The sequence below is a fragment of the Streptomyces liliifuscus genome, from assembly GCF_016598615.1.
Lineage (GTDB): Bacteria > Actinomycetota > Actinomycetes > Streptomycetales > Streptomycetaceae > Streptomyces > Streptomyces liliifuscus.
In genome coordinates this window covers 1,563,777-1,589,284 of sequence record NZ_CP066831.1, presented here as the reverse complement: position 1 = coordinate 1,589,284, position 25,508 = coordinate 1,563,777, and the positions used below count along the sequence as shown (strand labels likewise).

21 protein-coding genes are annotated in these 25,508 nt (G+C 71.1%); 14 read left to right on the top strand and 7 right to left on the bottom strand.

What is annotated here, in order from left to right:
- Nucleotides 1–61 precede the first annotated feature (61 nt).
- Nucleotides 62–490: a MarR family winged helix-turn-helix transcriptional regulator gene (locus JEQ17_RS06850; RefSeq protein WP_200394365.1), complete on the bottom strand. Its 429-nt coding sequence runs from the start codon at nucleotides 488–490 to the stop codon at nucleotides 62–64.
- 105 nt (nucleotides 491–595) lie between these two features.
- Between JEQ17_RS06850 and JEQ17_RS06845 the strand changes: the two genes are divergently transcribed.
- The gene (locus JEQ17_RS06845; protein ID WP_200394364.1) at nucleotides 596–2,053 is read left to right on the top strand and encodes an aldehyde dehydrogenase family protein; all 1,458 of its coding nucleotides are present in this window, start codon (nucleotides 596–598) and stop codon (nucleotides 2,051–2,053) included.
- A 57-nt stretch (nucleotides 2,054–2,110) separates the two neighbouring features.
- The gene (locus tag JEQ17_RS06840; protein ID WP_200394363.1) at nucleotides 2,111–3,220 is read left to right on the top strand and encodes an NAD(P)-dependent alcohol dehydrogenase; all 1,110 of its coding nucleotides are present in this window, start codon (nucleotides 2,111–2,113) and stop codon (nucleotides 3,218–3,220) included.
- Nucleotides 3,221–3,311: 91 nt separating this feature from the next.
- Here the strand turns inward: JEQ17_RS06840 and JEQ17_RS06835 are convergent, their stop codons facing one another.
- Nucleotides 3,312–4,262: an NADP-dependent oxidoreductase gene (locus JEQ17_RS06835; RefSeq protein WP_200394362.1), complete on the bottom strand. Its 951-nt coding sequence runs from the start codon at nucleotides 4,260–4,262 to the stop codon at nucleotides 3,312–3,314.
- Between the two features lie 73 nt (nucleotides 4,263–4,335).
- On the opposite strand from JEQ17_RS06835, the gene JEQ17_RS06830 reads away from it, so the two are divergent.
- Entirely contained in the window at nucleotides 4,336–5,352 is a 1,017-nt protein-coding gene (locus JEQ17_RS06830) for a GlxA family transcriptional regulator (protein ID WP_407700140.1), read from the top strand.
- A gap of 82 nt (nucleotides 5,353–5,434) precedes the next feature.
- A complete protein-coding gene (locus tag JEQ17_RS06825) occupies nucleotides 5,435–6,313 on the top strand; it encodes a hypothetical protein (RefSeq protein ID WP_407700039.1) in 879 nt (292 codons plus the stop codon).
- A 4-nt stretch (nucleotides 6,314–6,317) separates the two neighbouring features.
- Here JEQ17_RS06825 and JEQ17_RS06820 read toward each other — a convergent pair whose 3' ends face one another.
- Both JEQ17_RS06820 and JEQ17_RS06815 read right to left on the bottom strand, forming a co-directional pair.
- Nucleotides 6,318–6,908: a TetR/AcrR family transcriptional regulator gene (locus JEQ17_RS06820; RefSeq protein ID WP_200394360.1), complete on the bottom strand. Its 591-nt coding sequence runs from the start codon at nucleotides 6,906–6,908 to the stop codon at nucleotides 6,318–6,320.
- Entirely contained in the window at nucleotides 6,905–7,267 is a 363-nt protein-coding gene (locus tag JEQ17_RS06815; RefSeq protein WP_200394359.1) for a DUF1304 domain-containing protein, read from the bottom strand. The genes JEQ17_RS06820 and JEQ17_RS06815 overlap by 4 nt, the downstream gene beginning before the upstream one ends.
- A 133-nt stretch (nucleotides 7,268–7,400) precedes the next feature.
- On the opposite strand from JEQ17_RS06815, the gene JEQ17_RS06810 reads away from it, so the two are divergent.
- Nucleotides 7,401–7,883, top strand: a complete 483-nt coding sequence (locus JEQ17_RS06810) for a GNAT family N-acetyltransferase (RefSeq protein ID WP_200394358.1) — start codon at nucleotides 7,401–7,403, stop codon at nucleotides 7,881–7,883.
- Nucleotides 7,884–7,938: 55 nt separating this feature from the next.
- On the opposite strand, the gene JEQ17_RS06805 is transcribed toward JEQ17_RS06810, so the two are convergent.
- Nucleotides 7,939–9,192, bottom strand: coding sequence for a PucR family transcriptional regulator (locus JEQ17_RS06805; RefSeq protein WP_234048107.1), 1,254 nt, complete (start codon nucleotides 9,190–9,192; stop codon nucleotides 7,939–7,941).
- A 102-nt stretch (nucleotides 9,193–9,294) separates the two neighbouring features.
- Nucleotides 9,295–10,725: an MFS transporter gene (locus JEQ17_RS06800; protein WP_200394357.1), complete on the bottom strand. Its 1,431-nt coding sequence runs from the start codon at nucleotides 10,723–10,725 to the stop codon at nucleotides 9,295–9,297.
- Between the two features lie 253 nt (nucleotides 10,726–10,978).
- On the opposite strand from JEQ17_RS06800, the gene JEQ17_RS06795 reads away from it, so the two are divergent.
- The 4 genes from JEQ17_RS06795 (at nucleotide 10,979) to ccrA (ending at nucleotide 19,302) form a co-directional block, all read left to right on the top strand.
- On the top strand, nucleotides 10,979–12,712 hold the full coding sequence (locus tag JEQ17_RS06795; protein WP_200394356.1) for a fatty acyl-AMP ligase: 1,734 nt from the start codon (nucleotides 10,979–10,981) through the stop codon (nucleotides 12,710–12,712).
- Nucleotides 12,709–16,884 (top strand): type I polyketide synthase, encoded by a 4,176-nt coding sequence (locus JEQ17_RS06790; protein WP_200394355.1) that lies wholly within the window; start codon nucleotides 12,709–12,711, stop codon nucleotides 16,882–16,884. Before JEQ17_RS06795 ends, JEQ17_RS06790 begins: the two co-directional genes overlap by 4 nt.
- A 13-nt stretch (nucleotides 16,885–16,897) precedes the next feature.
- A complete protein-coding gene (locus JEQ17_RS06785; RefSeq protein ID WP_200394354.1) occupies nucleotides 16,898–17,911 on the top strand; it encodes an alpha/beta hydrolase in 1,014 nt (337 codons plus the stop codon).
- A gap of 89 nt (nucleotides 17,912–18,000) precedes the next feature.
- Complete coding sequence (gene ccrA / locus JEQ17_RS06780) at nucleotides 18,001–19,302, top strand: crotonyl-CoA carboxylase/reductase (RefSeq protein WP_200394353.1); 1,302 nt, start codon at nucleotides 18,001–18,003, stop codon at nucleotides 19,300–19,302.
- Nucleotides 19,303–19,308: 6 nt separating this feature from the next.
- Here ccrA and JEQ17_RS06775 read toward each other — a convergent pair whose 3' ends face one another.
- A complete protein-coding gene (locus tag JEQ17_RS06775; protein ID WP_200394352.1) occupies nucleotides 19,309–20,772 on the bottom strand; it encodes a cytochrome P450 in 1,464 nt (487 codons plus the stop codon).
- Nucleotides 20,773–21,130: 358 nt separating this feature from the next.
- On the opposite strand from JEQ17_RS06775, the gene JEQ17_RS06770 reads away from it, so the two are divergent.
- The 5 genes from JEQ17_RS06770 to JEQ17_RS06750 are packed head-to-tail and all read left to right on the top strand — an operon-like array spanning nucleotide 21,131 to nucleotide 25,400.
- The gene (locus JEQ17_RS06770; protein ID WP_200394351.1) at nucleotides 21,131–22,765 is read left to right on the top strand and encodes an ATP-binding protein; all 1,635 of its coding nucleotides are present in this window, start codon (nucleotides 21,131–21,133) and stop codon (nucleotides 22,763–22,765) included.
- Nucleotides 22,766–22,770: 5 nt separating this feature from the next.
- Nucleotides 22,771–23,181: a roadblock/LC7 domain-containing protein gene (locus JEQ17_RS06765; protein WP_055611716.1), complete on the top strand. Its 411-nt coding sequence runs from the start codon at nucleotides 22,771–22,773 to the stop codon at nucleotides 23,179–23,181.
- The gene (locus tag JEQ17_RS06760) at nucleotides 23,178–23,549 is read left to right on the top strand and encodes a DUF742 domain-containing protein (RefSeq protein WP_200394350.1); all 372 of its coding nucleotides are present in this window, start codon (nucleotides 23,178–23,180) and stop codon (nucleotides 23,547–23,549) included. The genes JEQ17_RS06765 and JEQ17_RS06760 overlap by 4 nt, the downstream gene beginning before the upstream one ends.
- Entirely contained in the window at nucleotides 23,530–24,150 is a 621-nt protein-coding gene (locus JEQ17_RS06755; protein ID WP_200394349.1) for a GTP-binding protein, read from the top strand. Before JEQ17_RS06760 ends, JEQ17_RS06755 begins: the two co-directional genes overlap by 20 nt.
- On the top strand, nucleotides 24,147–25,400 hold the full coding sequence (locus JEQ17_RS06750; RefSeq protein WP_200394348.1) for a cytochrome P450: 1,254 nt from the start codon (nucleotides 24,147–24,149) through the stop codon (nucleotides 25,398–25,400). Before JEQ17_RS06755 ends, JEQ17_RS06750 begins: the two co-directional genes overlap by 4 nt.
- Nucleotides 25,401–25,508: the final 108 nt, after the last annotated feature.

Genomic DNA, 25,508 nt, shown 5'->3' with positions numbered 1-25,508 from the left:
GAATTTCAGCATGTTCGATTGACATATGTCTTCGATTTAAAGGACGTGTCGCTCCTCAGTTTCAGGACAGCGACTGCCACGCCTTCGACAGCGCCTGCCGGAACTGGTCCGTCTGGTGCGCCGTGAGATCCCGGACCATGCGCTCCTCCAGCTCCCGCACGGGCTCGGCATGCCGAGCGAGCACATCGCGGCCAGACTCGGTGAGGAGAATCAGCAGCTCGCGGCGGTTGCGGGGATTGCGCTCGCGCCGTACGAGACCGCGGGTCTCCAGGGACCGGATCACATCGGCCACGGACTGCGCGGTCACGAACGAGTCGCGGGCGAGCTGCGCCGCGGACAGGCCGTCGTGCCGCTCCAGGACGGTGAGCGAGGTGTACTGCAGTGCGGTGATCCCCGTGGGCTTCAGCAACTCGTCGAGGCGGGACCGTACGACGAGCTCCACCTGCTTGACCATGTACAGGAGCGATGGGAGTGCCTTGGTGACGACCATGCGTTCAGCCTAGGGCATTGACAGGAAACCTGTCTGTAAAGAGACTGCGAACCAACAGGAATCCTGTTGGTTGAAATCTTGGCGATCGAGGCTGAGGAGTGGGCAATGACGACCACCTTCGAGAGCGGGCCCGGGCAGCTGTTCATCGGTGGACAGTGGCGCGAGGCGGCCGACGGAGCGCGTACGGACGTGTTCGATCCGTCCACCGGCCAGGTGGTCACGACGGTCGCGGAGGCTTCCGCCACCGACGTCGACACGGCCGTACGCGCCGCGCGGAAGGCGTTCGGCAACGGACCGTGGGCCACCATGAGCGGTCGTGAGCGCGGCCGGGTGCTGCACCGCGTCGCCGAGCTGATCCGCGAGAACGCGGACGAGATCGCGGCCCTGGAGAGCCAGGACGTCGGCAAGCCGATCACGCTGTGCCACGCGGTCGACGTGACGAACGCGGCCAACGACTACGAGTACTACGCCTCCCTCGCCTGGACCCTGGACGGCGCGACCCGGGACACCCCGCTCAACGGCCTCGCCTACACCAAGCCCGGCCCGATCGGTGTCGTCGCCGCCATCACGCCCTTCAACTTCCCGCTGATCCTCGCGGGCTCGAAGATCGCCCCGGCACTCGCGGCCGGCAACACGGTCGTGCACAAGCCGGCCGAGGAGACCCCGCTCAGCGCCCTCTACATGGCCGGTCTGCTCCAGAGGGCGGGCGTCCCGGACGGTGTCTACAACGTCGTCACCGGCACGGGACCGGTCGCGGGCGAGGCGCTCCTGCGCAACCCCGGCGTCGACAAGATCGCCTTCACCGGGTCGACCGCGGTGGGCCGGCACGCGGCGAGCGTCGCCGGCGAGGGCCTGAAGTCGGTCACCATGGAGCTCGGCGGCAACGCGGCGCACATCGTCTTCGAGGACGCCGACGTCGAGAAGGCCATCGGCGCGGTCATCAAGGGCTTCGTCTTCAACACCGGCCAGTTCTGCATGGGCGGCCCGCGCCTGCTCGTCGCGCGTCCGCTCTACAACACCGTGGTCGGCATCCTCGCCGACGCCGTCCCCGGCGTACCGGTCGGCGACCCCCGGGAGCCCGAGACCGTCGTCGGGCCGATGGCGGGGGAGAAGCACCTGCGGAAGGTCGAGGAGTACGTCGAACTGGCCCGCAAGGAGGGTGGCCGCATCGTGTGCGGCGGCGAGCGCCTCGACCTGAACGGCGGCTTCTACTACAAGCCCACGGTCATCGCGGGCCTGTCCAACGACTCCCGTGTGGTCCAGGAGGAGATCTTCGGCCCGGTCCTCACCGTGCAGCCCTTCGACTCCGAGGACGAGGCCGTCGAGCTGGCCAACTCCACGCCGTACGGCCTGGCTTCGGGCCTGCAGACCACCGACCTGGCCCGTGCGCACCGCGTCGCCGACCGGCTCCAGGCGGGCATCGTGTGGGTCAACGACTGGGCGATGCTCGACCCCGCGGTGCCCTTCGGAGGGGTCAAGGCCTCCGGCTTCGGACGCGAGTACGGGCCCGAGGCGCTCGCCTCCTACACCAAGGTCAAGTCCGTCGTCATCTCGTTCGACTGAGCGCCCCGCAGCCGGGCTCACCCCTTCAACTCACCCTCATCCAAGGGAGTTCGCAGTATGTCCACCACCACTCGCGCAGCCGTGGTCGAGTCCGGGGGAGCGCCCTTCACCCTCGCCGACGTGGAGCTCGACGAGCCCCGCGCCCATGAGGTCCTGGTCCGCATCGTGGCCGCGGGCCTGTGTCACACGGACCTCGGGGTCGCGAGCGGCGGCCTGCCGTTCCCGCTGCCCGGCGTACTGGGCCACGAGGGGGCCGGGATCGTCGAGGCCGTCGGCCCGGACGTCGCGGGCGTCGAGCCCGGCGACCACGTCGTGCTGTCCTTCACCTCCTGCGGTTCCTGCCGCAACTGCCGCGACGGTCACCCGGCGTACTGCGCCGCCTGGCTGCCGCTGAACCTCCTCGGCGGACGCCGCGCCGACGGCTCCGCCACCATCAGCCGTGACGGGGCCCCGCTCGGCGGCCACTTCTTCGGCCAGTCCTCCTTCGCCGAGCGGGCGTTGGTGGACGAGCGCAGCCTCGTCAAGGTCGACAGGGACATCCCGCTGGAGTCCCTCGCGCCGCTGGGCTGCGGTGTACAGACAGGGGTGGGCGCGGTCTGGAACGTCCTTGAGCCCCGTACGGGCGACACGGTCGTGGTCCTGGGCGCCGGTGCGGTCGGTCTGTCGGCGGTGATGGCCGCCGCACTGACGCCCGCGACCACGGTGATCGCCGTCGACAAGGTGGTCGAACGGCTCGAACTGGCAAGGGAGTTGGGCGCCACCCACACCGTGAACGCCAACGAGGCGGACATCGTCGAGGCGGTCCAGCTGATCACGAGCGGGGCGGGGGCCGACGGGGTCGTCGAGACCACCGGCAACGTCATCGTCCTGCGCAAGGGCGTGGACGCGCTCGCCGCGCGCGGTACGGCGGTGATCGTCGGCGCCCCGCCGTTCGGTTCCGAGGTCGCCCTGGACGTCAACGGAATGCTCGGCGGCAAGCGACTGGTGGGCCTGACCCTCGGCGACCAGGAGACCCAGACCGCGATCCCGGCCCTGGTCAGACTGGTCCGCGAGGGCCGACTTCCGCTGGACCGGCTGATCAGCACCTACGCGTTCAAGGACATCGGCCAGGCGGTGCAGGACATGGCCGCGGGCAAGACGATCAAGCCGGTACTCACCTTCGCCTGAGTGCCCCGTAAGGGGCGCGGGGAACTGCGCGACCAGCCACCACCGGCCCGCGGCTCAACACCACCGGTGGCACCCCGCGCCCCACAACGTGTTACCGAACCTGAAGAACAAGCTTCCCCACGGTCCGTCCGGTGTCGCCCACCGCATGTGCCTTCGCGGCCTCGGCCAACGGAAACACCTCGGCAACCGTGGCACGCAGCTTCCCCGCAGCGACCAGCTCGGCAATCGACCGCATCCCGCCCTGATCGGCCTCCACGAGCAGCTCCACCGCCCGCACACCGAGCCCCTGCGCCTCCTCGGAAAGCGCCGGTGACCCGGACGGCAGGATCGACACCAGCAGCCCGCCCGGCCGGAGGGTCTTGAGGGACCGCGACCGATAGTCGCCCCCGATCGTGTCCAGTACGACGTCGACATCCCGCACGACCTCGGCGAAGTCGGTCTCCCGGTAGTCGACCGTCTCGTCGACGCCCAGGCTCCGCAGGAACTCGTGCTTGCCCGAGCTGGCCGTGCCGATCACATGGGCCCCGCGCTCCTTGGCGATCTGCACGGCCAGATGTCCCACTCCGCCGGCCGCCGCATGGATCAGCACCCGCTGCCCCGGCCGGACGTCCGCCGTGTCGACCAGCGCCTGCCAGGCGGTCAGCGCGGCCAGCGGAATCGCGCCCGCCTGGGTGTGGTCGACCTCGGCCGGCTTGTGCGCGAAGGCCCGTGCGGGACCGGTGACGTACTCGGCGTGCGCCCCTACGCCGTACGGGTAAGGCAGCATGCCGAAGACCTCGTCGCCCGGCTTGTGGAGGGTGACGCCGAGGCCGATCGCCTCGACGACCCCGGACACGTCCCAGCCGAGGACGAACGGCGGCTTCCCGAGGAAGCCGCCGTTCGCCCGGTGCTTCCAGTCGGTCGGGTTGAGGCCCGCCGCGTGCACCCGGATCAGCACCTCGCTCGGTCCGGGCTTCGGGATCTCCAGCTCCACTTCCTTGAGGACCTCGGGACCGCCGAGGACGTCCTGACTGATTGCGCGCATCGTGTTCTCAGTGCTCATGTGCTTCAGCCTGCCGGTCCACGACAGCCGAGGAAATGGCAAGATTGCCATTGTTCGATAGGATCGTGCCATGCTGCTTCAGACGTCCTGCGGGGAGCGCCCCGACCCGACCGACACCTCCCGGCACGGGGAGTACGAAGGACCCGTGGAGCGGGTCGTCGTCCTGGCCCTGGACGGGGTCTACCCCTTCGAGCTCGGCATCCCGAACCGGGTCTTCGGCTCGGCCGAGGGGCGGTACGAGGTGCTGACCTGCACGGTCGACGGGCAGCCGGTGCGCAGCAGCTCGGACTTCTCGATCACCGTCGAACACGGCCCGGAGGTGCTGCGGACGGCCGACACCGTCGTCATCCCGCCGTTCGCCCTGTCGCGGATCAGCGCCGATCTCCCCGAGGAGGTGGCCGCGGCGCTGAGGGCGATCAGGCCGGACGCCCGGATCGTATCCATCTGCACGGGGGCCTTCGTCCTGGCGGCGGCGGGGATGCTCGCCGGACGACGGGCGACGACGCACTGGCAGCTGGCCCCGCTGTTCCGGAAGATGTTCCCGGACGTGGACCTGGACGCCGATGTGCTGTTCGTCGACGAGGACGCACTCCTCACCTCGGCGGGAGCCGCGTCAGGCGTGGACGTCTGCCTGCACCTCGTGCGCAAGGACCACGGCAGCGAGCTGGCCAACCGGGTGGCCCGGTCCTGTGTGGTGCCGCCGTGGCGGGACGGCGGTCAGGCCCAGTACATCGAGCAGCCGGTGCCCGACCCCTCGACCGCGGGTACCGCGGCCACCCGGCAGTGGGCCCTGGAACGCCTCGGCGAGCCGCTGACCCTGTCCGATCTGGCCGCCCACGCCCGGATGAGTCTGCGCACGTTCGCCCGCCGGTTCAACGACGAGGTCGGGATGAGCCCCGGCCGCTGGCTCATCCAGCAACGCGTCGTCCGTGCACGGCAGTTGCTCGAAGCCAGCGATCTGCCGGTGGACCAGATCGCGGGCGAGGTCGGCTTCGCGACCGGCACCTCGCTCCGCCAGCATCTGCACGCGGCGATCGGCGTCTCGCCGGGGGCCTACCGGCGTACGTTCCAGGCGGCCCGGCAGAGCTGAAGGGCGACGAACTCCGTCTGAACGTCCTGCGCGGCTCGTGCGTCGGAGGAGGGATACGACGACACGGCAGGCAGGGGGCGCCATGCGGGGGATCAGGGCGGGCGGACTGGCGGTGGCGGGAATCGTGACGGTCGCGACACTCGTGACAGTGCTGGTGGAGAGCGAGAAGGGGCACACCGACGGAGGGCTCATCGCGGGCGGGCCCGCTTCGCCCACGCCCTACGGCGGACCGCTGCGCGTGCCGCACAAGGAGTACGACGAGGACAGCCGGAGGGCGACCGAGGCGGAGTCGGGCGCGGCGGGGCTGGCTCTGGAGTGCGAGGGGGACATCCACTCGGGCGGGTTCGGGGGCAACTGGAGCAGGCGCGACGGCGGTTCGACCCCGGCGGAAGGGCTTGAAGCCTTCTTCGAGATCGAGCAGCCGAACGTTCCGAGGACCGGCTACCGCGTGGAGCGCGACGACGGGGACCGCGTGCTCTTCTCGTACGACGTCGGCGGTCGGACCAAGGTGGCCGTCATCGTCGCCAAGGACCAGCCGAACAGGCCCGGTTGGGGCCCGGAGACGACCGCCTCGTGCGATCCGGCCGAGTTCCCCGAGAGCTTCACCGACGACCAGGGGCACGAGGTCTGGAACGACGCGCGCGGCCGTCGGCTCCCGGTCACCACCATCAGCAGTTCCCAGGGCTCGGAGCACTGCGACTGGCAGTCGGCGCACTTCCTGGCACTCGGTCAGGGCGCGAAGCGCGTGCTGTACGCCCGTGACCCCGAGGGCGTGCTGTCCGGGCTGCTCACCGCTCCGTACGACGGGGACGTCACCCTGCCCGAAGGCGCCCGCGACACCGGCTACCGGCACGGCGAGCGGCAGTTGTGGCTGACGGCCGACAAGAAGAAGGCGTACGTCCGCACGCCGGACGGGGTGGAGGCGTGGCCGGCGGTGAAGAAGGGGATGGGCTGCGCCTGACGTCCTACCGGTCGGGGTCCCAGCGGGTCGCGTGCAGGGCCACGAGCAGGCGCCATGCCTTGTGGGCGATCTCCTCGGGGGTGGCATCGAGGAGCCCGTGCAGCCAGTCGGCGAGGACGCCCGCGAAGGTCGCGGCGACGGCGGAGGCGATGAGCGGGGCCTCCGGCGCGCCGACGAGTTCACGCTCGGCGAGACTGCGGGCCCGCAGGTCCTGGTGGAGCACGCGGCCCAGCGGTCCGCCGCCGCCCGGGCTCAACAGGGCGCGGTAGAGCGGGGCGTGAGGGGGCAGGCCCGCGAAGAACGTGAGCAGGGCGTCCGGCGCCGACCTGGGGTCCGGCCTGCCCCGCCAGGCGTGCAGGGCGTCCACGGCGTCCCGTACGACATCGGCGCAGGCGTCGACCGCCAGCGCCTCCAGGTCGGCGTAGTGCAGATAGAACGTGGCCCGGCCGACCCCGGCCGCGCGCACCAGTGCGGCGACACTGACCTCCGCGAGCGGCCGCCGGGCGCACTCGTCGAGGAGGGCCCGGCGCAGCTTGGCCCGGGTGCGCTCGGCCCTGGGGTCGGCCTTGGGGTCGGCCCTGGCGTCGGAGGTCACCGGGCGGCGAGGACGGCGGCCAGGGCGAGCGCGCCGGGCAGGGCCTGCGCGAAGAGGATGCGACGGTTCGCGGTGACCGTGCCGTACACACCCGCGACGATCACGCACGCCAGGAAGAAGACCTGTACGCGAAAGCCCGTGGGGTCGTCGGCGATCAGTCCCCAGACGAGTCCGGCCGCGAGAAAGCCGTTGTAGAGCCCCTGGTTGGCGGCGAGCGCGGCGGTGGCCCGCGCCATCTCGGGGTCGAACCCGTGCAGCCCGCGCCCCGGCTTCTTCTCCCACAGGAACATCTCCAGAACCAGGATGTAGGCGTGCAGGGCGGCGACGAGGCCGACCAGCACGTTGGCGAGTGTCTGCATGGGGAGTGGGCTCCTTCAGGGGGGATTTCCTGGACAGGTGTCCACTATACATGGACACCTGTCCAGGAAATCCCAGGCGTCGACGAACGCTGCCCAGTGGCTTTGTCAGACCGGGCCGCTACCGTCCTGTTCCATGAGTGACCACCACGACCAGGTAGCCGTCCGCCGGGCCCACGCCGAGGACATCCCCGCGCTCGTCGCCTCCAGCGCGGCCCTGTTCGCCGAGGACGCGGGCACCAGGGACGCGACCGTCGACATCAACTGGCCCCTCGCGGAAGGTGCGGAGAGATTCGCCTCCGGCATCGACGATCCGGCCCGGCTGTCGCTGGTGGCCGACAGCGAAGGGGAGGTCATAGGACACCTGGTGGGCACGGTCGCGGAGGGCTCGGCCATGCGCCCGGCGAAGATCGCCACCCTGCACAGCCTGTACGTGCGCCCGGCCCACCGCGGCACCCTGACGGGAGCGCGGCTCGTGGAGGCCTTCCTCGACTGGGCACGGCAACAGGGCGCCCAGGTCGCGGAGGTGACGGCGTACGCGGCCAACGCGGACGCGATCCGGTTCTACGAGCGCAACGGCTTCGCACCGCACACGCTCACCCTCGGTCAGTCGCTGTGACGATCATCCTCGGCCGGTCGCTGTGACGCTCACCTTCGCGCGGTCGCCGTGACCCTCACCGTGCCCGGGCCGCCCTCCGGAGCTTGAGCGCCCGCAGCGCCAGCTGCATCTCGAACTGGGTGGTGGGGTCGTGGAGCCGGTCGCCGAACAACTCGTCGAGCTGACGCATGCGGTAGCGGACCGTCTGCGGATGGACCGCGAGACGGGCGGCCACCTCGCTCGCGTTGTGGCCGCACTCCAGCCAACTGAGGAGTGTCTCCGCGAGGCGCTCGCGCTGGGGCAGCCGGATGGTGTCCAGGGGACGCAGATGCCGGTCGGCCATCGCCTCCACCAGCGCCTCGTCGCGGAACAGCATCAGCGTGGCCAGATGGTCCCGGCAACGCACCATCTCCGTGTCCGGCAGCACACCCCGCCGGGCCAGATCGAGCGCCTCGGCAGCCCACCGCAGCGACCTCGCCCCCTCCTGGAGCGCGACACTCGGCCCCATGACGGCCCGTAGGCCCTGGAGCGCACCGGCGACGGCACGCGCCCTTCCCGGGCCCTCCGGATCGGGCACCACCAGTACGGCCGGGCGCACATCGAACCGCGCGAGGAACTCGGGCGGCACGATGGGCGGTTGGGCCGCCCCGGCCTGCGTTCCGTGATCGATGACGACCACGGCCAGCGAACGGGGCACGGGCCACTGAGCGGTGTGCGCGAGATCCGTGAGGGCCGCCACCGACGCGGGCGGGTCCACGATCAGCAGATCGATCAGCCGCGTACGCCGCTGCTGCAGCTCACCGGCCGCGTGCAGCCGCGCCTCCGTGTACCCGGCCGTCGTCGCGGCCGCCATCTCGTCCAGGTGCAGGAACAGCGCCTCACCGAACGCGGCCAGCACATGACGCGGCAGCAGATCGGCGTCGACCAGCGCGTTGATCCGACGCCATGTCACCCGCGCGCCGAGCCGCAGAGCCGACTGGAACGCGTCGAGACTGCGCCCCTCGTCCGCCTCGCCCCGGCCGATGCGCTGATAGGTCGCCGTCACCGGCTCCCAGTCGGTGTCCGGCTTCGCCATCCGCTCCAGGAACCCCTGCAGCGCGTGCTCCACACCCTGGTGCACGACCTGCATGTACGTGTCGTCCGTCGGCCGCGCGTACTCCGGGATCTCGGTTCTGATCGCCCGTACGACCTCTTCGGTGATGTCGTCGAAGAAGGGTCTGAGATGGTCGTGCAGACCCGAAGGGAACGCCTTGAACGGGCCGTGGGCCTCCTCGGCCCGCGCTGTGGCGTTCGTTGCCTCGATCTTCTCCAGAATGCGGAATCCGGTCACGCAGCGGCTCCTTCTGCGCACGGGAAGTGGGGCACGCTGACGTTACCCGCACGGATTCTGCCGAGCCTCATCGGTGACTGACAGACATGCACCGGGGGCTTGTCACTTCATGACAAGGGGAATCCGGCTCCTGCTCCGCGCCACCACGCGCCGATGACGCCCACGACGGCGCAGCGTCACCAGCGTCACGAACGCACCCGCGAGTACGCAGCACGCCGCGAGCCGCAGACCGAGGTCGTAGCCCTCCAGGAACGCGTCGCGCGGATCGGCGCCGGAACGCAGCTCGGAGCTTTCGCGCCGGGTGAGGACCACGCCCACCAGGACCACCCCGAACACACCGGAGACCTCGCGTGCCGCGCTCACCAGGCCGGTCGCCATCCCCATCCCGGCCTCCGGAACCCGGTCGAGACTGCGCACGGTCAGGGGAGTGGTGAACGCGGAACCCCAGCCGATCAGCAGCAGCCCCGGCTGCAGGTCCCAGAAGCCGGCCCGCGCACCCGCTGCCGAGACGTACAGCAGACCGACCGCCACCATGCAGAGGCCGCCCGCGATCGAGACATGCGCGCCCAGCGCACGGGCCGCCCGCTCGGCCACCGGCGTCCCCAGCAGCAGCGCGCCCGCCAGCGGCAGAAACGCGAGCCCCGCCCCCGTCGGTGAGAAGCCCAGCACCCGCTGGAGATAGAGGGCCGTGAAGAAGAACACCCCGTTGACGCCGATGCCCCACAGCACCTGCGCGACGATCCCGCCGGTGAGGAACCGGTCGCGCAGCAGTCGCAGTTCGACGAGCGGCCGCGCGGTCCGGGCCTCCACGACGACGAACACACAGACGGCGACCGCCGAAACGCCCAGGCACAGCGGCACGGGCGCGGTGCCGAACCCGTGCTCCTGGCCGCGCACGAGACCGTACGTGAGCAGATAGAGCGCGAGCACGGACAGCAGCACACCCGGCACATCGAGACCGCCGCGTCGGGGCGCGGACCGGCCGGGGACGGCCGGCATCAGCAGCAGCGCGATCAGCCCGAACGGCACGTTGAGCGCGAACACCCAGCCCCAGCCCCACCGTTGGGTGACGAAGCCGCCCACCACGGGCCCCAGCGCCAGCGCCACGGCCAGCGCCGCCGTCCACAGGCCCACGGCCGTGGCGCGCAGCCGCGCGGGCAGATCGACCGCGATGACGGCGAGCGAGGCAGGGATGACCAGCGCGGCCCCGACCCCCTGCACCGTACGGGCCGCGATCAGCGTGCCCCCGCTGTCCGCGAGGGCGGCCGCCGCCGACGCCGCCGTGAAGACCAGGATCCCGGCGGCCAGCACGGGTCTGCGCCCGAACAGGTCGGTCAGCCGCCCGCCGGGCAGCAGCAGCGCTCCGAAACTGAGCACATAGCTGGCTGCCACCCATTCCAAGTCGGGCACCGTCAGGCCCAGTTCGCGCTGTACGGTCGGCAGGGCCACATTGATGACCGTGTTGTCGAGCGTCGTGATGAACCCGGTCAGTGTGAGCAGGGAGAACAGCGCGAACAGCCGTGCACGTCCCACAAGACGCTCCTTCCGCCGTCGCACGGATTGTCGGCGCGAGAGCGCCGCCCGGGCTCTGGCCCACGGCATGGAATCGACGGGATGCCTTTGTCAGCGAACTGACAGAAGGCGGGAGACGAACTGTCAGCACGTCGTCTAACCCACCCCTCGCCCGGAGGCGGAACCTGGGGCACCGCCCCAAGCGGACGCACTCCCCCCGCGCTTCCCCCGCTCTCGCTCAACTCGCGCTGCCGCCGACCCAGTTGGAGCCCTCATGACCTCCGTCCGGCCCGCCGCCGCATCCGCCTCGCTCACGGACCACCTGAGGCACTGGGCCAGACACCGGCCGCAACAACGCGCCTTCAGCCACGTCGACTTCCCCGACAGCGCCCCCACCGGAGTGCACCGGGCCCTCGGATGGCGCGCCCTCGACGCCAGGGCCAGAGCCGTCGCCGACCGACTCGCCCAGGTCGCCTCACCCGGCGAACGCGCCGCCCTCGTGCTGCCCCAGGGGCTCGACTACGCGGCCGGCTTCCTCGGCTGCCTGTACGCCCGCGTCATCGCCGTACCTCTCTTCGGCCCCCAACTCCCCGGCCACGAAGGGCGACTGGCGGCCGTCCTGGCCGACTGCGAACCGGCATGTCTGCTCAGCGACTCCGCAACGGCCCGTGCGATGGGCGAGTTCATCCGCGAGCGGGGCCTGCCGGAGGTCCCCGTCGTGCCCGTCGACCAACTCCCCGTCCAGCGCGGTGGATTCATCGATTCGGGCGAACCGTCGGGAGCCCCCGAGCCGGACGACATCGCATACCTCCAGTACACCTCCGGATCCACCCGCAGCCCGGCCGGCGTGATGATCAGTCACGCCAACGTCGTCGCCAACGCGCGTCAGGCCATCGACGCGTTCATCGCCGACCCGGACGCCGCCACCACGGTCGGCTGGCTGCCCCTCTTCCACGACATGGGCCTAGTCCTCAGCATCGCCGCGCCCGTCGTGGGAGGCTTCCCGTCCGTCCTCATGGACCCCTCCGCCTTCCTCCAGGACCCCGCCCGCTGGCTGCGCCTCCTCGGCTCGTACGAAGGCACCGTCAGCGCCGCCCCGAACTTCGCGTACGACTACTGCGTGGCCCGCACCGACCCCGCGCTCGTCGACGAACTCCGCCTGGACCGCGTACGGGTGCTCATCAACGGCAGCGAACCGGTGCGTGCCGGGACGGTGGACCGCTTCCACACCACATTCGCGCCCGCGGGGCTCGACCCGGCCGCGCACTGTCCGGCCTACGGCCTGGCGGAGGCCACCGTGTTCGTGACCGCGAGCTCCCGGGACGAACCGTCCTCGGCCGTCGCCTGCGACGCCGGCGCACTCACGGAGGGCCGGATCGAGGAGACGTCGGACGAGACGGCGGCCGTGCTCGTCCCGTGCGGGGCGCCCGTCGGGCAGGAGCTGCGGATCGTCGGCCGGGACGGTGCCGTGCTGCCGCAAGGGCGGGTCGGCGAGATCCAGTTGCGCGGCCCCAACATCGGCCGCGGCTACTGGAAGCGCGCCGGACTCACGGCCGAGACCTTCGGCTTCGGCGCGGCCGGGGACTGGCTGCGCACCGGCGACCTCGGCGCTCTGCACGACGGGCGGCTGCTCGTCACCGGCCGCCTCAAGGACGTACTCATCGTGGACGGGCGCAACCACTACCCCCAGGACATCGAGGAGACCGTACAGACGGCCGTGGCCCTGATCCGCCGGGACCACCTCGCCGCGTTCGGAGTGACCCGGGCCGACGACGTGGGCGAGGACGTCGTCGTGGTCGCGGAGCACCGGCGCGACACCGATCCGACGCCGAAGGCCACCCGGAACGCCGAACGCGTCGTGCGCGCCGCGATCTCCGCCCGCCACGGCCTGCGCCTCGGCTCACTGCGGCTCGTGCCGCCGGGCTCCGTCCCCCGTACGAGCAGCGGCAAGGTGTCCCGCGCGGCCGCCCGGGCACGCTTCCTCGACGGCGGATTCGGGCCACGATGAGCGTGTCGCGCAGGGAGATCCGCGAGCTGGTCGCGGATCGACTCCAGGACTGGTACGGGGTCAGCGCGGGCCAACTCCCCGACGACAGGCCCCTGGCGGAGGCAGGACTCACCTCCCGAGACGCGGTGGCACTGACAGCCGACCTGAGCGAACTGGCCGGAAGACGACTCCCGGACACACTGCTGTGGGAGGCACCGACGATCGACACACTGGTGAGACGCCTGGAGGAGACCCCGCCCCGTAAGAGGCGCGGGGAACTGCGCGACCGGCCACAGTCAACCGGCACCCACCGAACCGAACCGACCCCCGTCGCGGTCGCCGTCGTCGGCCTCGGCTGCCGATTCCCCGGCGGCGTCACGTCCCCCGACGAGTACTGGCAACTCCTCACCGAAGGCCGCGACGCGGTAGGCACGCTCCCGCCCGGCCGCTGGGCCCCGTTCCTCAGCGACCCGGAACGACTGCCGGACGACGTGAACCGGCACGGCGCCTTCCTCGGCGGCCTCGACGACATCGCCGGCTTCGACGCCGAGTTCTTCGGCATCCCCGCCCACGAGGCGACCGCCATGGACCCCCAGCACCGCATGCTCCTCGAAGTCACCCGGGAGGCCCTCGACCACGCGGCCCTCTCCGCACCCGCGCTCGCGGGCACCCGCACCGGCGTCTTCGTGGGCATCGGCGGCAACGAGTACGCGCACCTCACGACAGCCGACCTGCACGCCGTGGACGCCTGGACGGCCACCGGGGCGTCCATGAGCATCGCCGCGGGCCGCCTGTCGTACGCCCTCGACCTGCGCGGCCCCAGCCTGTCCGTCGACACGGCGTGCTCGTCCTCGCTGGTCGCGGTGCACCACGCCGTACGCAGCCTGGTGACGGGCGAGAGCGACACGGCGCTCGCCGCCGGGGTGAACCTGCTACTGACCCCCGCCGTCACCCTCGGTTTCCAGCGCGCGGGCGCCCTCGCCCCGGACGGCCGCTGCAAGGCGTTCGACGCCTCGGCCGACGGGATCGTACGCGGCGAGGGCTGCGGAGTCGTCGTACTGAAACGGCTCGCGGACGCCGAACGCGACGGCGACCGCGTCCTGGCGGTGATCCACGCGACGGCCGTCAACTCCGACGGCCGCTCCAACGGCCTGACCGCCCCCAACGCCGAGGCCCAGTGCGCCCTCCTCGCCGAGGCGCACACCGCCCCGACGACCGTGGACTACGTGGAGGCGCACGGCACGGGCACCGCCCTCGGCGACCCCATCGAGGCGAGCGCCCTCGGCGCCGTGCTCGGCCGCGACCGCTCCCTGGACCAGCCTCTCCTGATCGGCTCCGCCAAGACGAACCTCGGCCACCTGGAGGCGGCCGCCGGTATCGCGGGCCTGATCAAGACCGTGCTCGCCCTGCACCACGGCGAGATCCCCGCCCACCTGCACTTCACCCGCCCGGGTCCGCACGCCGACCTCGACGCGCTCGGCCTGCGCGTGGTCGGCTCGCCCGAACCCTGGCCCCGCTACTCGGGCACGGCCACCGCGGGCGTCTCGGCCTTCGGCTTCGGCGGTACGAACGCCCACGTCGTCCTCGCCGAACACCGCCCGGCCGCCCGGGCGAAGGGTCCCGCCGAGCGCCCCGCGCTGCTCCTGCTCGACGGGCCGACCAAGGAGCGCGTACGCGCCTACGCCGGTGAGCTGGCCTCCTGGCTGGACACCCCCGACAGCCGGCGCGTACACGACGCCGACCTCGCCCGCACCCTCGCGGGGCGCGCCGGCCGCGGCCGCCATCGCGCCGCTCTCGTCACCCGCGACCGCACCGAGACCCGCACCGCACTCGGCCGCCTTGCGGCAGGCGACCCCTCACCGCGGCTCGTCACGGGGGAAGACCGGCCCGGCGGACCCGGACCCATGGTGTGGGTCTTCTCCGGCTACGGCTCGCAGTGGCCCGGCATGGGCCGCCAACTCCTCGCGACGGAACCGGTGTTCGCGGCAGCCGTCGACCGGCTGGAAGCCATCGTGCGCTACCACGCGGGGCTCTCCCTGCGCGCCGGCCTCCAATCCGACGCCGACCTCTCGACCCCCGCGACCGTCATGCCCGTGCTCTACGGCGTCCAGGTCGCTCTCGCCGAACTGTGGCGCTCCTACGGCCTCGAACCCGACGCCGTCATCGGCCACTCCCTGGGCGAGATCGCGGCGGCGGTCGTGTCGGGCGCGCTGGACGAGGCCACCGGCGCCCGGATCGTCGCCGTACGCTCCAGGCTGCTGGCCCGGATGACCGGCGGAGCCATGGCGGTCGTGGAGCTACCGGCGGCCGAAATCCCGCGCCTGGCAAGGGAGTTCGGCACGCTGGAAGTGGCCGTGCACTCCTCGCCCGCGCAGAGCGTGGTCACGGGCTCGGCCGAAGACGTGGCCGGACTCGTCGCCCGGGTGACCGGCAACGGCGGCTTCGCCCGTTCGCTGGGTGTGTCGGGAGCGGGCCACTCACCCGAAGTAGAGCCGCTGCTGCCAGAGTTCGCGTGGGAACTGGGCGAGGTCAGGCACTCGGCGCCCCGCTGCCGCCGCTACTCCACCGCGCTCGGCGATCCCCGCGAGAGCGTGCCCTGCGACACGGAGTACTGGGTGGCGAACCTGCGCAACCCCGTCCGCTTCGCCCAGGCGGTGCGCGCCGCCGCCGAGGACGGACACCGCGTCTTCGTCGAAGTCGCCCCGCACGCAACCCAGTTGCATCCGCTGACCGACACCCTTCGCGATGCCGGCGCCGACGACGCACTGATCGTGCCCACCCTGCGACGCGACACCGACGACGCGCTCACGTTCCGTACCTCGCTGGCCACGCTGCTCGTCCACGGAGTGCGGGTGGCCCAGCCGCGGGAGGGACTGCATCCCGAGGGCCGCATCGTGGACGTCCCGCCGCCCCGCTGGCGGCACCGCCGCTTCTGGGCGGGGGAGGAGCCGTCCGAGGCCGAGGAACCGCCCCGGGCGATGCCTCTCGACCCGGCCGCCGGTCCTCTCGAACGGCTCCGGCTGTGCGTGGCGGCGGTCATGGGCTACAGCCCCGAACACCTCGACCCCGACACCCCGTTGACCGACCTCGGACTGGACTCCCTCACGGCCGTGCGGATACGGGCCGCGGTGGAGCGGGAGTTCGGCATCGAGATGGAGCCGGGAGTGCTGCTCAGACGCGGAACGCTGAGGGCCGTGGCCGAGCTGCTGGAGACCGGGGGAGAAGCGGAGACGGTCGGTACCCCGGGACGCCGGACGACGCCCGGCGATCTCAAAGAGCGGCGGGCGGCGCCGAGTTCGGCCACCGACACGCTCGCACGAGAAACAGCCGACACGCTCGCACGAGCAGAAGCCGACACGCTCGTACGAAAAGAGGCCGCGCCCCGGCCCCCCGCCCCGACCCCTCTCCGCGCGTTCCCGGGAACGGGCCCTGGCACCCCCCTCTTCCTGGCCCACGCCGCAGGCGGATCCGCCGATGTGTACGTCCGGCTGGCCCAGCGCCTGGACGGCGACCGTCCGGTGTACGGCTTCGACCGGCGGCCCGACCCCGACGATGTGCCGGGACGGGCCGAGGAGTTCGTCCGCAGGGTACGGGAGGAGCTGCCCAAAGGCCCCTGGATCCTCGGCGGTTGGTCGTACGGCGGGCTGGTCGCCCAGGAGGCGGTCCGGCTGCTCGCCCCGTACGGCAGAGTCCCGGCCCTCGTGCTGCTCGACTCGGTACTGCCTCTGCCCACCCGCCTCACCCCGACAGACCTGGTCCTGCGTCACTTCCGGGACTTCGCCGCGTATGTGGAACGCACCTACGGCACCGCCCTCGACCTGCCGTACGACGAACTCGCCGGGCTCGACGACACGGGACGGATCGACCTCGTCATCAAGATGCTGCGGGACACCGTCGAACTGCCGGAAGCGGTCCTGGAACACCAGCGGACCTCCTATCTGGACCTGCGCAGCGGCGAGCGCCACCAGCCGGGCGGATACGCGGGCCGCACCCTGCTCTACCGGGCGAGCGAGCCCGCCCCGCACACCGTCCACGACCCACGCTACGAACGCGGCGACGCGACGCTCGGCTGGGACGCGCACTGCGCCGACCTGACCGTCGTCCCGTTGCCCGGCCACCATCTGTCGCTGCTCGACCCCCCGGTCGTCGACACGCTGGCCGCACTGCTGACACGCGATCTGCGGGACTCCTGAAGGGACATGCCCCATGACTCGTACGACTCGTATGGCTCGTCGGCGGAGATGTGCCGCGCTCGCGGTGACGACGGCGCTGCTCGGCACGGGAGTGGCACTCAGCGCCTCACCCGCGACGGCCTCACCCGCGACGGCCGCTTCCGCCGCCGAGGTGGCCGCGGGCGCCACGGTCGTCGCCGAGAAGTGGCTCGACACCCGAACCGTCGACCTCACGGTCGCCTCCCCTGCGGTGGGCGCGTCCCTGCCGGTACGGGTGGTCCTGCCGACCGGGTACGCCGCACAGCCCGACCGCACCTGGCCCGTGCTCTACCTCCTCCAGGGAGCGCACGACGACTACACGTCCTGGACGAGGGAGACGGACGTCGTCGACTTCCTCGCCGGCCAGGACGTCATCACCGTGATGCCGTCGTCCGGCCCCACCGGCATCCCCACCGACTGGTGGAACTACGGCAGCGCCGACGCGCCGGACTACGAGGCGTTCCAGGTCGACGAGTTGATGGGGCTGCTGCAGCAGAAGTTCCGGGCGGGGACGAAACGTGCCGTCGCCGGTGTCTCCACCGGCGGCTACGGTGCCCTGGCCTTCGCCGCCCGGCACCCCGGGACCTTCACGGCGGCCGCCTCGTACAGCGGGATCCTGGACACCACGGCCTTCGGCATGCCGACCGTGCTCAACGCGATCGTCGCCAGGGAACAGCTGTTGCCGCTGACGCTCTGGGGCAGTCCGCTGCTCAACCGGGACAACTGGAACCGGCACAACCCCTCCGCGCAGGCCGCCAAGCTCAAGGGCACCAGCCTGTACATCTCCCAGGGCAGCGGCCTGGCGGGCGGTGACTTCGACAACCTCGAAGGTGCGGTGCTCGAAGGCGCGCTCTGGTCCCAGGCACACCGGTTCACCGAGCGGCTGGACGCCCTCGGCATCCCGGCCCAGGTGCACTTCTACAACGGCGGAGCACACGCGTGGTCGTACTGGCGACAGGAGTTCAAGGCGTCGTGGCCCATGCTCGCGGCGGGCCTCGGCCTGAGCTGACCCGGGCCCCGGCCCGAGCCGACCCCTGATCGGGCGCCGGCCCGAGCGGACCCCCTGACCCGAGTCGATCCCCTCAAGGAGGAACCACCATGGATGCCCTGGCCGAGGCAGTCGTCGCGGGAGCCGCCCGCACCGAACTGGAGCACCTGGCCCCACCCGACCGCTTCACCGCCGCCCACCTGCGCGCGGAGGACGTCGGCAGCTTCACCGGAGTCGCCGACAAGGACGTACGGAAATCCATCCACATCGGCGCGGTGCCGATGCCCGAACTCGCCCCGAACGAGGTGCTGGTGGCCGTCATGGCCAGCGGCATCAACTACAACACCGTCTGGTCGGCGATGTTCGAACCCATCCCGACGTTCTCCTTCCTGAAGCACTTCGGCCGTCAGGACCGCTGGGCGGCCCGGCACGACCAGCCCTTCCACGTCATCGGCTCGGACGCCTCCGGTGTCGTCGTGCGCACGGGTTCGGGTGTGCGCAGATGGCGGGTGGGCGACCATGTCGTGGTGAGCCCCGTGTACGTCGACGAGGAGGACCCGGCGACCCACGCCGACGGCATGCTGGGCACGGGCATGCTGGCGTGGGGCTTCGAGACGAACTACGGAGGACTGGCCCACTACGCCCTGGCCCGGACCAGTCAACTCCTGTCCAAACCGGCCCACTTGACATGGGAGGAGGCCGCCTCGAACCCGCTGTGCGCGGGCACGGCGTACCGCATGCTGGTCAGTGACCGGGGCGCCCGGATGACCCAGGGCGACGTGGTGCTGATCTGGGGAGCGGCGGGCGGCCTCGGCGCGTACGCGGTCCAACTCGTCCGCAACGGCGGGGGCATAGCCGTCGGCGTCGTCAGCAGCGAACGGAAGGCGCAGTACGCCCGCCGGCTCGGCTGTCACCACGTGATCAACCGGGAGGAGATCGGCCTCAGCGGCAGCGAGCCGCCCGCCGATCCCGCCCTGGTCGGCAAACGGCTCGGCAAGCTGGTCCGGGCCGCGACCGGGGAGGACCCGCACATCGTCTTCGAGCACGTCGGCCGGGCCACCTTCGGCGTCTCGGTCTTCGTCGTGCGCCGGGGCGGTGCGGTGGTGACGTGCGGCTCCAGCACCGGCTACCAGCACGAGTTCGACAACCGGTACCTCTGGATGCGCCTCAAGCGCGTCATCGGCAGCCACGGCTCGAACCTCCACGAACAGGCCGCCGTCGGCCGCCTTCTCGACCTCGGCCACCTCGCCCCCGCCCTCACCGAGACCTACCCCCTCACCGACACGGCCGAGGCGGCCCGCCTGGTCCAGAACAACGCCCACCTGGGCAAAGTGGGGGTGCTGGCGCTGGCTCCCGGGCCCGGACTGGGGGTTGTGGACGCCGAGCGCCGGGAGCGCCTCACCGGGACGTGATCGTCATCAGGAGGGAGCGGGTTGCTCCTCGTGCTCCTGGGCCTTCGTCGGGACCCGCGGCTGCGGTGTCATGGAGAGCTTGTCGGGCTTGACCGTGACGATGGCCTGGGGGCGCGGGGGAGCGGACGTGAGGGTCAGCCGCCAGCGTTGGACGACGGTGGCCAGGACGATGAGGAGTTCGGTCCAGGCGAACTCCTCGCCGATGCACTTGCGCCGGCCGTCCCCGAAGGCGAGGAACGAGGAGCGGTTGATGCTCTTGGCGCGCTCGGGCTCCCAACGGCCCGGGTCGAAGGCCGCGGGGTCCGCATAGACCTCGGGGTCGTGCTGGTGGACGTACGGGCTGTATACGACGTCCGCGCCCTCGGGGATCGGAACTCCGTCGAGGACGACCGGTCGCGTGGTGATCCGGGTGACGAGCCAGGCCGGTCCGTACATGCGCATGGCCTCCTTGAGGACACTGCGCATGTACGGCAGGGAGCCCAGGTCCTCCTGGCGCAGCGGGCGTTCGCCGCAGACGGCGTCGAGTTCGGCGTGCAGCTTCCGCTCGATCCCCGGGTTGCGGCTGATCTCGTACAGGGTCCACGCCAGGGTCGTCCCGGTGGTCTCGATCGCGCCCGTGAGGAGGGTGATCGCCTCGTCCTGGAGCTGCTGGTGGGAGAGAGGGCCCGTCTCGGGGTCGTCGGCCGTGAGGAGAGTGGAGAAGAGACCGGCCTGTGACGCGGCGCCCTCGGTCCGCGGGCCGTCCTGATGGGCGGGGCAGCCGGGCGGCGGCGCGGGCTGTTCCGCGGACGCCAGCTGGGCCCGGTGATGGTCGATGGCCTGGTCGATGAGGGCCCGCAGCCGGGCCACCCGCCGCTCGTGCGCGCGGTTCGCGGGCAGGGGCAGCTTCGTCACCCAACCGGGCAGGATGGTCTGCCGGATCGTGCCACGCATGATCTCCGGCATGAGTCCCTGGAACTCCCGCTCGACATGTCCCGGCAGGCCCGAACCGAAGAGCGCCACGAGGAACGTCGACAGCGTCAGGTCGTTCATGTCCTCGTACGTGTCACGCGCGACCCCCTCCGCCCATGCCTCGGTGGCCGTCCGTACGTGGCTGATCATGACGTCGCCACGGGTGGCGATGTGCGATTTGTTGAACATGGGCTGCATCAGCCGGCGGTGCTTCATGTGCAGGTCGCCGTCGGCGATCGTGGCGAGGCCGTCGCCGAAGAACACCCGCAGCGCGTCGATGATCTTGCCGCCCTTTGCGAACGCGTCGACCTCCGTCACCAGTACCCGGCGGGTGACGGCCGGGTCGGTGACCACATAGGCGGCGGTGGGGCCTATCAGGATCTTCACGACGCTGCCCTGTTCGCGCAGCGCGTTCATGAACTCCAGGGGACGTCTGGCCAGTTGGTGTCCGTGTCCGATCAAGGGCAGGCGGCCGGGCGCGGTAGGAGCCGCGGCGGGAGGACCTGATATGCCTCTCATCGGTGAGTCTCCTCAAGATCAACTCGGGTGCTGTGATCATGACATGCATGCCCACGCGTTCCGTGTCGTACCCGCCGTTTTCGTCACAGCGCCCTCCGGCCGCGGCGATGAGTAAAGGGATTTGTCGACTGATTCGAGCTGGTCGGCGGGTTGCCAAAGCTTCACAGAAGTGGGCCGGTGAGGTTGATCTGAGGTAGATCAAACCCGATAAGGTTCCCTGAGGCGCGGCGAGTTGACGCGACAGCAATCGGTTGTCGCTCGCTGTCCACGCATGCCCGTCGCGGGGTGGATCACCGCGCGGCGAGTGCTGCCCCGAGCTTCTCCCCCCTGTTCGATCGTGTTGCTTCGAAGGATGCAGATGGAACTTGCCACTCCGCCACCGGAGGCGCGGGCACCGGCCGCCTGGTACAGCTGGTGGCTGATGCCACTGGCCTTAGGCGCTGGAACCGTCGCCGCCGCGGTCGCCGGACCCGACTCGACCCAGATACCCGCGATCGTCTCCGGCGTCGCGGCGACGGCTGCGAGCGCCATCTCCGTACGACTTCTTGTCCGCTCCCAGCTCCAGATGCGCCGCAGCGCGGGCGAGTTCAGGAACGCACAGGCCGAACACTCCCAGCAGTGGCAGCAGCACGTGGCCGGTCTGGAGCGCAAGTACGCCGCCGAACGGGCAACGTACGACGCGCAGTTGGCCGAACAGGCCAAGGCCTACGAGGCGCGGATCGCCGAGCAGACGCAGGCCTGGCAGGAGCAGCTCGACCGGCAGCTCGCGGCCGTCGCCCTGCTCGCCGACCAGCAGCTGCCCGAGGCGCTCGAGCGGCTGCGGGCCGGTGACTCCATCGATGACGTCCTGCCCTCCGTCAACCAGTGCGCCGAGGTCAGCGCCGACCTGCAGGCCCAGCTGCGCAAGGTACTCAGGACGGCGCTCATCGGAGTGGAGCAGGAGTTCAACCGCTCCACCTCCGCCGAGCAGGCCGTCATCAGCATCGGCAGCCGTATCCACGTACTGACCAGCAAGCTGCGCGGCCGGCTCCACGAGATGCAGGGCGAACACGGCAGGCTGCCCTCCGTCGCCCAGGGTCTGATGGAGCTCGACCAGCAGCTCGGCCCGGCCGACTCGCTGGCCGCCAGCATCGGCGTGCTCGGCGGCTCGGACCGGCCCGGCCGCCAGTGGCAGGAGCCTCAGCGCCTGCTCAGTGTGGTGCGCGGCGGTATCGGCCGGATCAAGGACTTCGACCGCGTCCAGGTGCAGCACCTGCCCGAACTCGGCGTCGACGGCGGCATGGTGGACCACCTCACGCTGATCTTCGCCCACCTCCTCGACAACGCGGCACGCTACTCGCCGCCCACCGAGCCGGTGATCGTCTCCGGCAAGGAGGTGCCCAACGGTGTCGGCATCGAGATCCAGGACTCCGGCAAGGGCCTGAACGAGGAGAAGAAGCAGGAGGCCCTCCAGTCGCTGGAGGGTGTGGCCCCCGGCCCCGGCCTCGGCGGGGTGTCCGAGGACGCCCACCTCGGTCTGCGCGTGGTGGGAGCCCTGGCCCGCCGGTACGGCATCAGGGTCACCTTCGCGGACTCCCCGTGGCTCGGCACCTCAGTGGTCATCGTGGTACCTCACAAGTACTTCAGCCAGTTGCCCGCCGCCGTCACGGCGCCGGCTCCTGCCGCTGAGGCTTCCGTCGCGCCGGGCACCGGTTCGGCCCAGGCCGAGGAACCGGGTCAGGCCGAGGAGCCGGAGGAGACCGGGGACACCACGCCCGGCGGTCTGCCCCGGCGCCGCAGGCGAGCCGAGTCCGAGAAGCCCAAGTCGGCCGCACGGGAGGAAGAGTCCACCGCCACCGCCTCGCACGCGGTGCCGCCGGACGAGTCCTTCACCGGCCTGGCCGCCTTCGCCACGGCCGGACGTGAGCCGGCCGCCGGGCGCGAGCCGGCCGCCGGACACGAGCCGACCGCCGGACGTGAGTCCACAGAGCACCGCACTGAAGAGAGCGACTAGTCCACATGACGCAACAGGGAACCGACGTGAGCTGGGCGCTCCGCGATCTGGTGGAGAGCATCCAGGAGATCCGCTTCGCCCTCGTGGCCTCCAGCGACGGCAAGGCCATCACCTCCTACGGCGCCGACGACCCCGACGACGTGGACCGTTTCGCCGCCGTGGTGGCGGGCCTGCAGGCACTGGCCCAGCCCGTGGCCGAGCAGTTCCCCAAATACGCCGGGCAACTGCGCCTCGCGATGATCGAGGTCGACGGCGGTCACCTCTTCGTGGTGCGCGCCGGCGTGGAGACGTACCTCGGAGTACTCGCCAGGGAGGGGCTCGACCAGGGCCTGCTCGGCCACCAGATGAGGGACCTGGCCCGCAGGATGGGTGAGCTCCTCGGCACCACTCCGCGCCTGGAGGAGCACTCTGGATGAGTGGTCCCCGCCGACCCACGGACCCGTCCGGTCTCGAGCGCTACTACGTCCTCACGGGCGGTCGCAGCGGACCGGGCGGTTCGTCGTCGAGCCTTGACGTGGCGACCCTCATCACCTCCCGTGCGCCAGCCGTCCCCGGACTGCAGCACGAACACGAGGAGATCCTCCGGCGCTGCCGCGATCCGCTGTCGGTGGCCGAACTCGGCGCCCATCTCGGATTGCCCTTCAACATTCTCGCGGTGCTCTTGGCCGATCTGCTGGACGCAGGACGCGTTGAAGCCCGTGACCCCATCCCGGCGTCGAACGCCGGTCGCGGGCCCGACCTCGCGCTCCTTGAGGAGGTACTCAGTGGACTTGAAAGGCTTTGACCATCCCGACCGGTACTCGGCCGACGGCACTCTGCCGGCCGGTGCCCGCTCGGTGAAGGTGATGATCGCCGGCGGGTTCGGCACCGGTAAGACCACCATGGTCCGCTCGGTCAGCGACATCAAGCCGCTCACCACCGAGGAGACGCTGACCCAGGCCAGCGCGGACGTCGACAACCTGATCGGGGTGGCGGACAAGCAGGAGACCACCGTCAGCCTCGACTTCGGCAAGATCGGCATCAACGACGAGCTGGTGCTGTACCTGTTCGGCACTCCCGGCCAGGAGCGGTTCTGGTTCCTGTGGAACGGCCTGTTCAAGGGGGCGCTCGGGGCCGTGGTCCTGGTCGACACGCGTCGACTGGCCTCCAGCTTCCGGGCGATCGAGGAGATGGAGCGGCAGAACGTCCCGTTCGTGATCGCCCTCAACGTCTTCCCCGACTCCAAGGACCACCCGGTCGAGGAGATCCGCGACGCGCTGGACATCTCCCCGCACACCCCGGTCGTGGCCTGCGACGCCCGCGACCGGGCCTCCAGCCGTGATGTGCTCATCGCGCTGATACGCCACCTCAAAGAACGCTCCGCAGTCGCTCTGGAGTCCCGATGACCGACCAGCCCTTAAACGGTCCCGACGCCCCGCGCGGCTGCCCGGTCGCGCACGGCGGGGGAGACGGGCTCACCCGTCTCTACGGGCCCGACGCGGCGACCGACCCGATCGGTATCTACTCGCGCCTGCGCAAGCAGCACGGGCCGGTCGCGCCGGTGCTGCTGGAGGGCGACATCCCGGCGTGGCTGGTCCTCGGCTACCGGGAGAACAGACGGGTGCTCGACAACCCCCGCCAGTTCAGCCGGGATTCGCGGATCTGGCGCGACTGGAAGGACGGACGTGTCGAGAGCACCTCGCCACTGATTCCGATGCTGGGCTGGCGGCCCGACTGCGTCTCCCAGGACGGCGAACCGCACCGCCGGTTGCGGGGTGCGGTCACCGACAACCTGCAGGCCGTCTCCAGCCGTGGCATCCGCCGCCATGTCACGCACTTCGCGAACAAGCTGATCGACTCGTTCGCCGGGGCAGGCAGCGCCGACCTGGTGTCCGACTACTCCGAATATCTGCCGATGCTCGTGCTGACCAGGGTGTTCGGGCTCGCGGAGAGCGAGGGGCGGCAGCTGGCCGAGTCCACGGCGCTGGTCATGAAGGGCGGTGCCGAGGCGATCGTCCACAACGACCGCATCATGCAGATCCTCGGTGAACTCGCCGAGCGCAAGCGGGTGGAGCCGGGTTCCGACTTCACCACCGGGCTGCTGGAGCACCACGCCGACCTCGACGACGACGAGATACTCAACCATCTGCGGCTGGTGCTGATCACCGCCAACGCCACCACCAGCAATCTGCTGGCCCGGGTGCTGCAGCTGGTGCTCACCGACACCAACCGGCTCTCCGGTCTGGTCAGCGGGCAGCTCAACATCTCCGCCGTCGTCGAGGAGGTCATGTGGAACACCCCGCCACTGGCCGTTCTGCCGGGGCGGTTCGCCGCGGCCGACCTCGAACTGGGCGGGCACCGGATCCAGGAGGGCGACCTGCTCGTCCTCGGACTGACCGCGGGCAACGTCGACCCGGAGATCCGGCCCGACGTCGGCATCTCCGTGCACGGCAACCAGTCGCACCTCGCGTTCAGCGGGGGGCCGCACGAGTGCCCAGGGCAGAACATCGGGCAGGCCATCATCGAGACGGCCGTCGACGCTCTGCTGCACCGGCTGTCGGGGCTGCGGCTCGCGGTGACGCCGGACGAGCTCACGTCCACGGCTTCCACGTGGGAGGCGAAACTCGACCGGCTTCCGGTCGAGTTCTCGACGTAGCGCTCCGCTTGGGTTTTGGGGCGGCTGATGTGGGTCGGCTGCCGGTTCGTTGTGGCCTGTCGCGCCCACGCGGCGGAGCCGCACAATGTCACAGCCCCGCGCCCCTTA

Bases quoted from the DNA above. Each gene is read 5' to 3' on its own strand.
- JEQ17_RS06835 (WP_200394362.1), bottom strand. From the start codon at position 4,262: ATGAGCACTGAGAACACGATGCGCGCAATCAGTCAGGACGTCCTCGGC.
- JEQ17_RS06775 (WP_200394352.1), bottom strand. From the start codon at position 20,772: ATGAGAGGCATATCAGGTCCTCCCGCCGCGGCTCCTACCGCGCCCGGC.
- JEQ17_RS06845 (WP_200394364.1), top strand. From the start codon at position 596: ATGACGACCACCTTCGAGAGCGGGCCCGGGCAGCTGTTCATCGGTGGA.
- JEQ17_RS06790 (WP_200394355.1), top strand. From the start codon at position 12,709: ATGAGCGTGTCGCGCAGGGAGATCCGCGAGCTGGTCGCGGATCGACTC.
- JEQ17_RS06760 (WP_200394350.1), top strand. From the start codon at position 23,178: ATGAGTGGTCCCCGCCGACCCACGGACCCGTCCGGTCTCGAGCGCTAC.
- JEQ17_RS06810 (WP_200394358.1), top strand. From the start codon at position 7,401: ATGAGTGACCACCACGACCAGGTAGCCGTCCGCCGGGCCCACGCCGAG.
- JEQ17_RS06840 (WP_200394363.1), top strand. From the start codon at position 2,111: ATGTCCACCACCACTCGCGCAGCCGTGGTCGAGTCCGGGGGAGCGCCC.
- JEQ17_RS06785 (WP_200394354.1), top strand. From the start codon at position 16,898: ATGACTCGTACGACTCGTATGGCTCGTCGGCGGAGATGTGCCGCGCTC.
- ccrA (WP_200394353.1), top strand. From the start codon at position 18,001: ATGGATGCCCTGGCCGAGGCAGTCGTCGCGGGAGCCGCCCGCACCGAA.
- JEQ17_RS06850 (WP_200394365.1), bottom strand. From the start codon at position 490: ATGGTCGTCACCAAGGCACTCCCATCGCTCCTGTACATGGTCAAGCAG.
- JEQ17_RS06770 (WP_200394351.1), top strand. From the start codon at position 21,131: ATGGAACTTGCCACTCCGCCACCGGAGGCGCGGGCACCGGCCGCCTGG.
- JEQ17_RS06825 (WP_407700039.1), top strand. From the start codon at position 5,435: ATGCGGGGGATCAGGGCGGGCGGACTGGCGGTGGCGGGAATCGTGACG.
- JEQ17_RS06795 (WP_200394356.1), top strand. From the start codon at position 10,979: ATGACCTCCGTCCGGCCCGCCGCCGCATCCGCCTCGCTCACGGACCAC.
- JEQ17_RS06750 (WP_200394348.1), top strand. From the start codon at position 24,147: ATGACCGACCAGCCCTTAAACGGTCCCGACGCCCCGCGCGGCTGCCCG.
- JEQ17_RS06765 (WP_055611716.1), top strand. From the start codon at position 22,771: ATGACGCAACAGGGAACCGACGTGAGCTGGGCGCTCCGCGATCTGGTG.
- JEQ17_RS06815 (WP_200394359.1), bottom strand. From the start codon at position 7,267: ATGCAGACACTCGCCAACGTGCTGGTCGGCCTCGTCGCCGCCCTGCAC.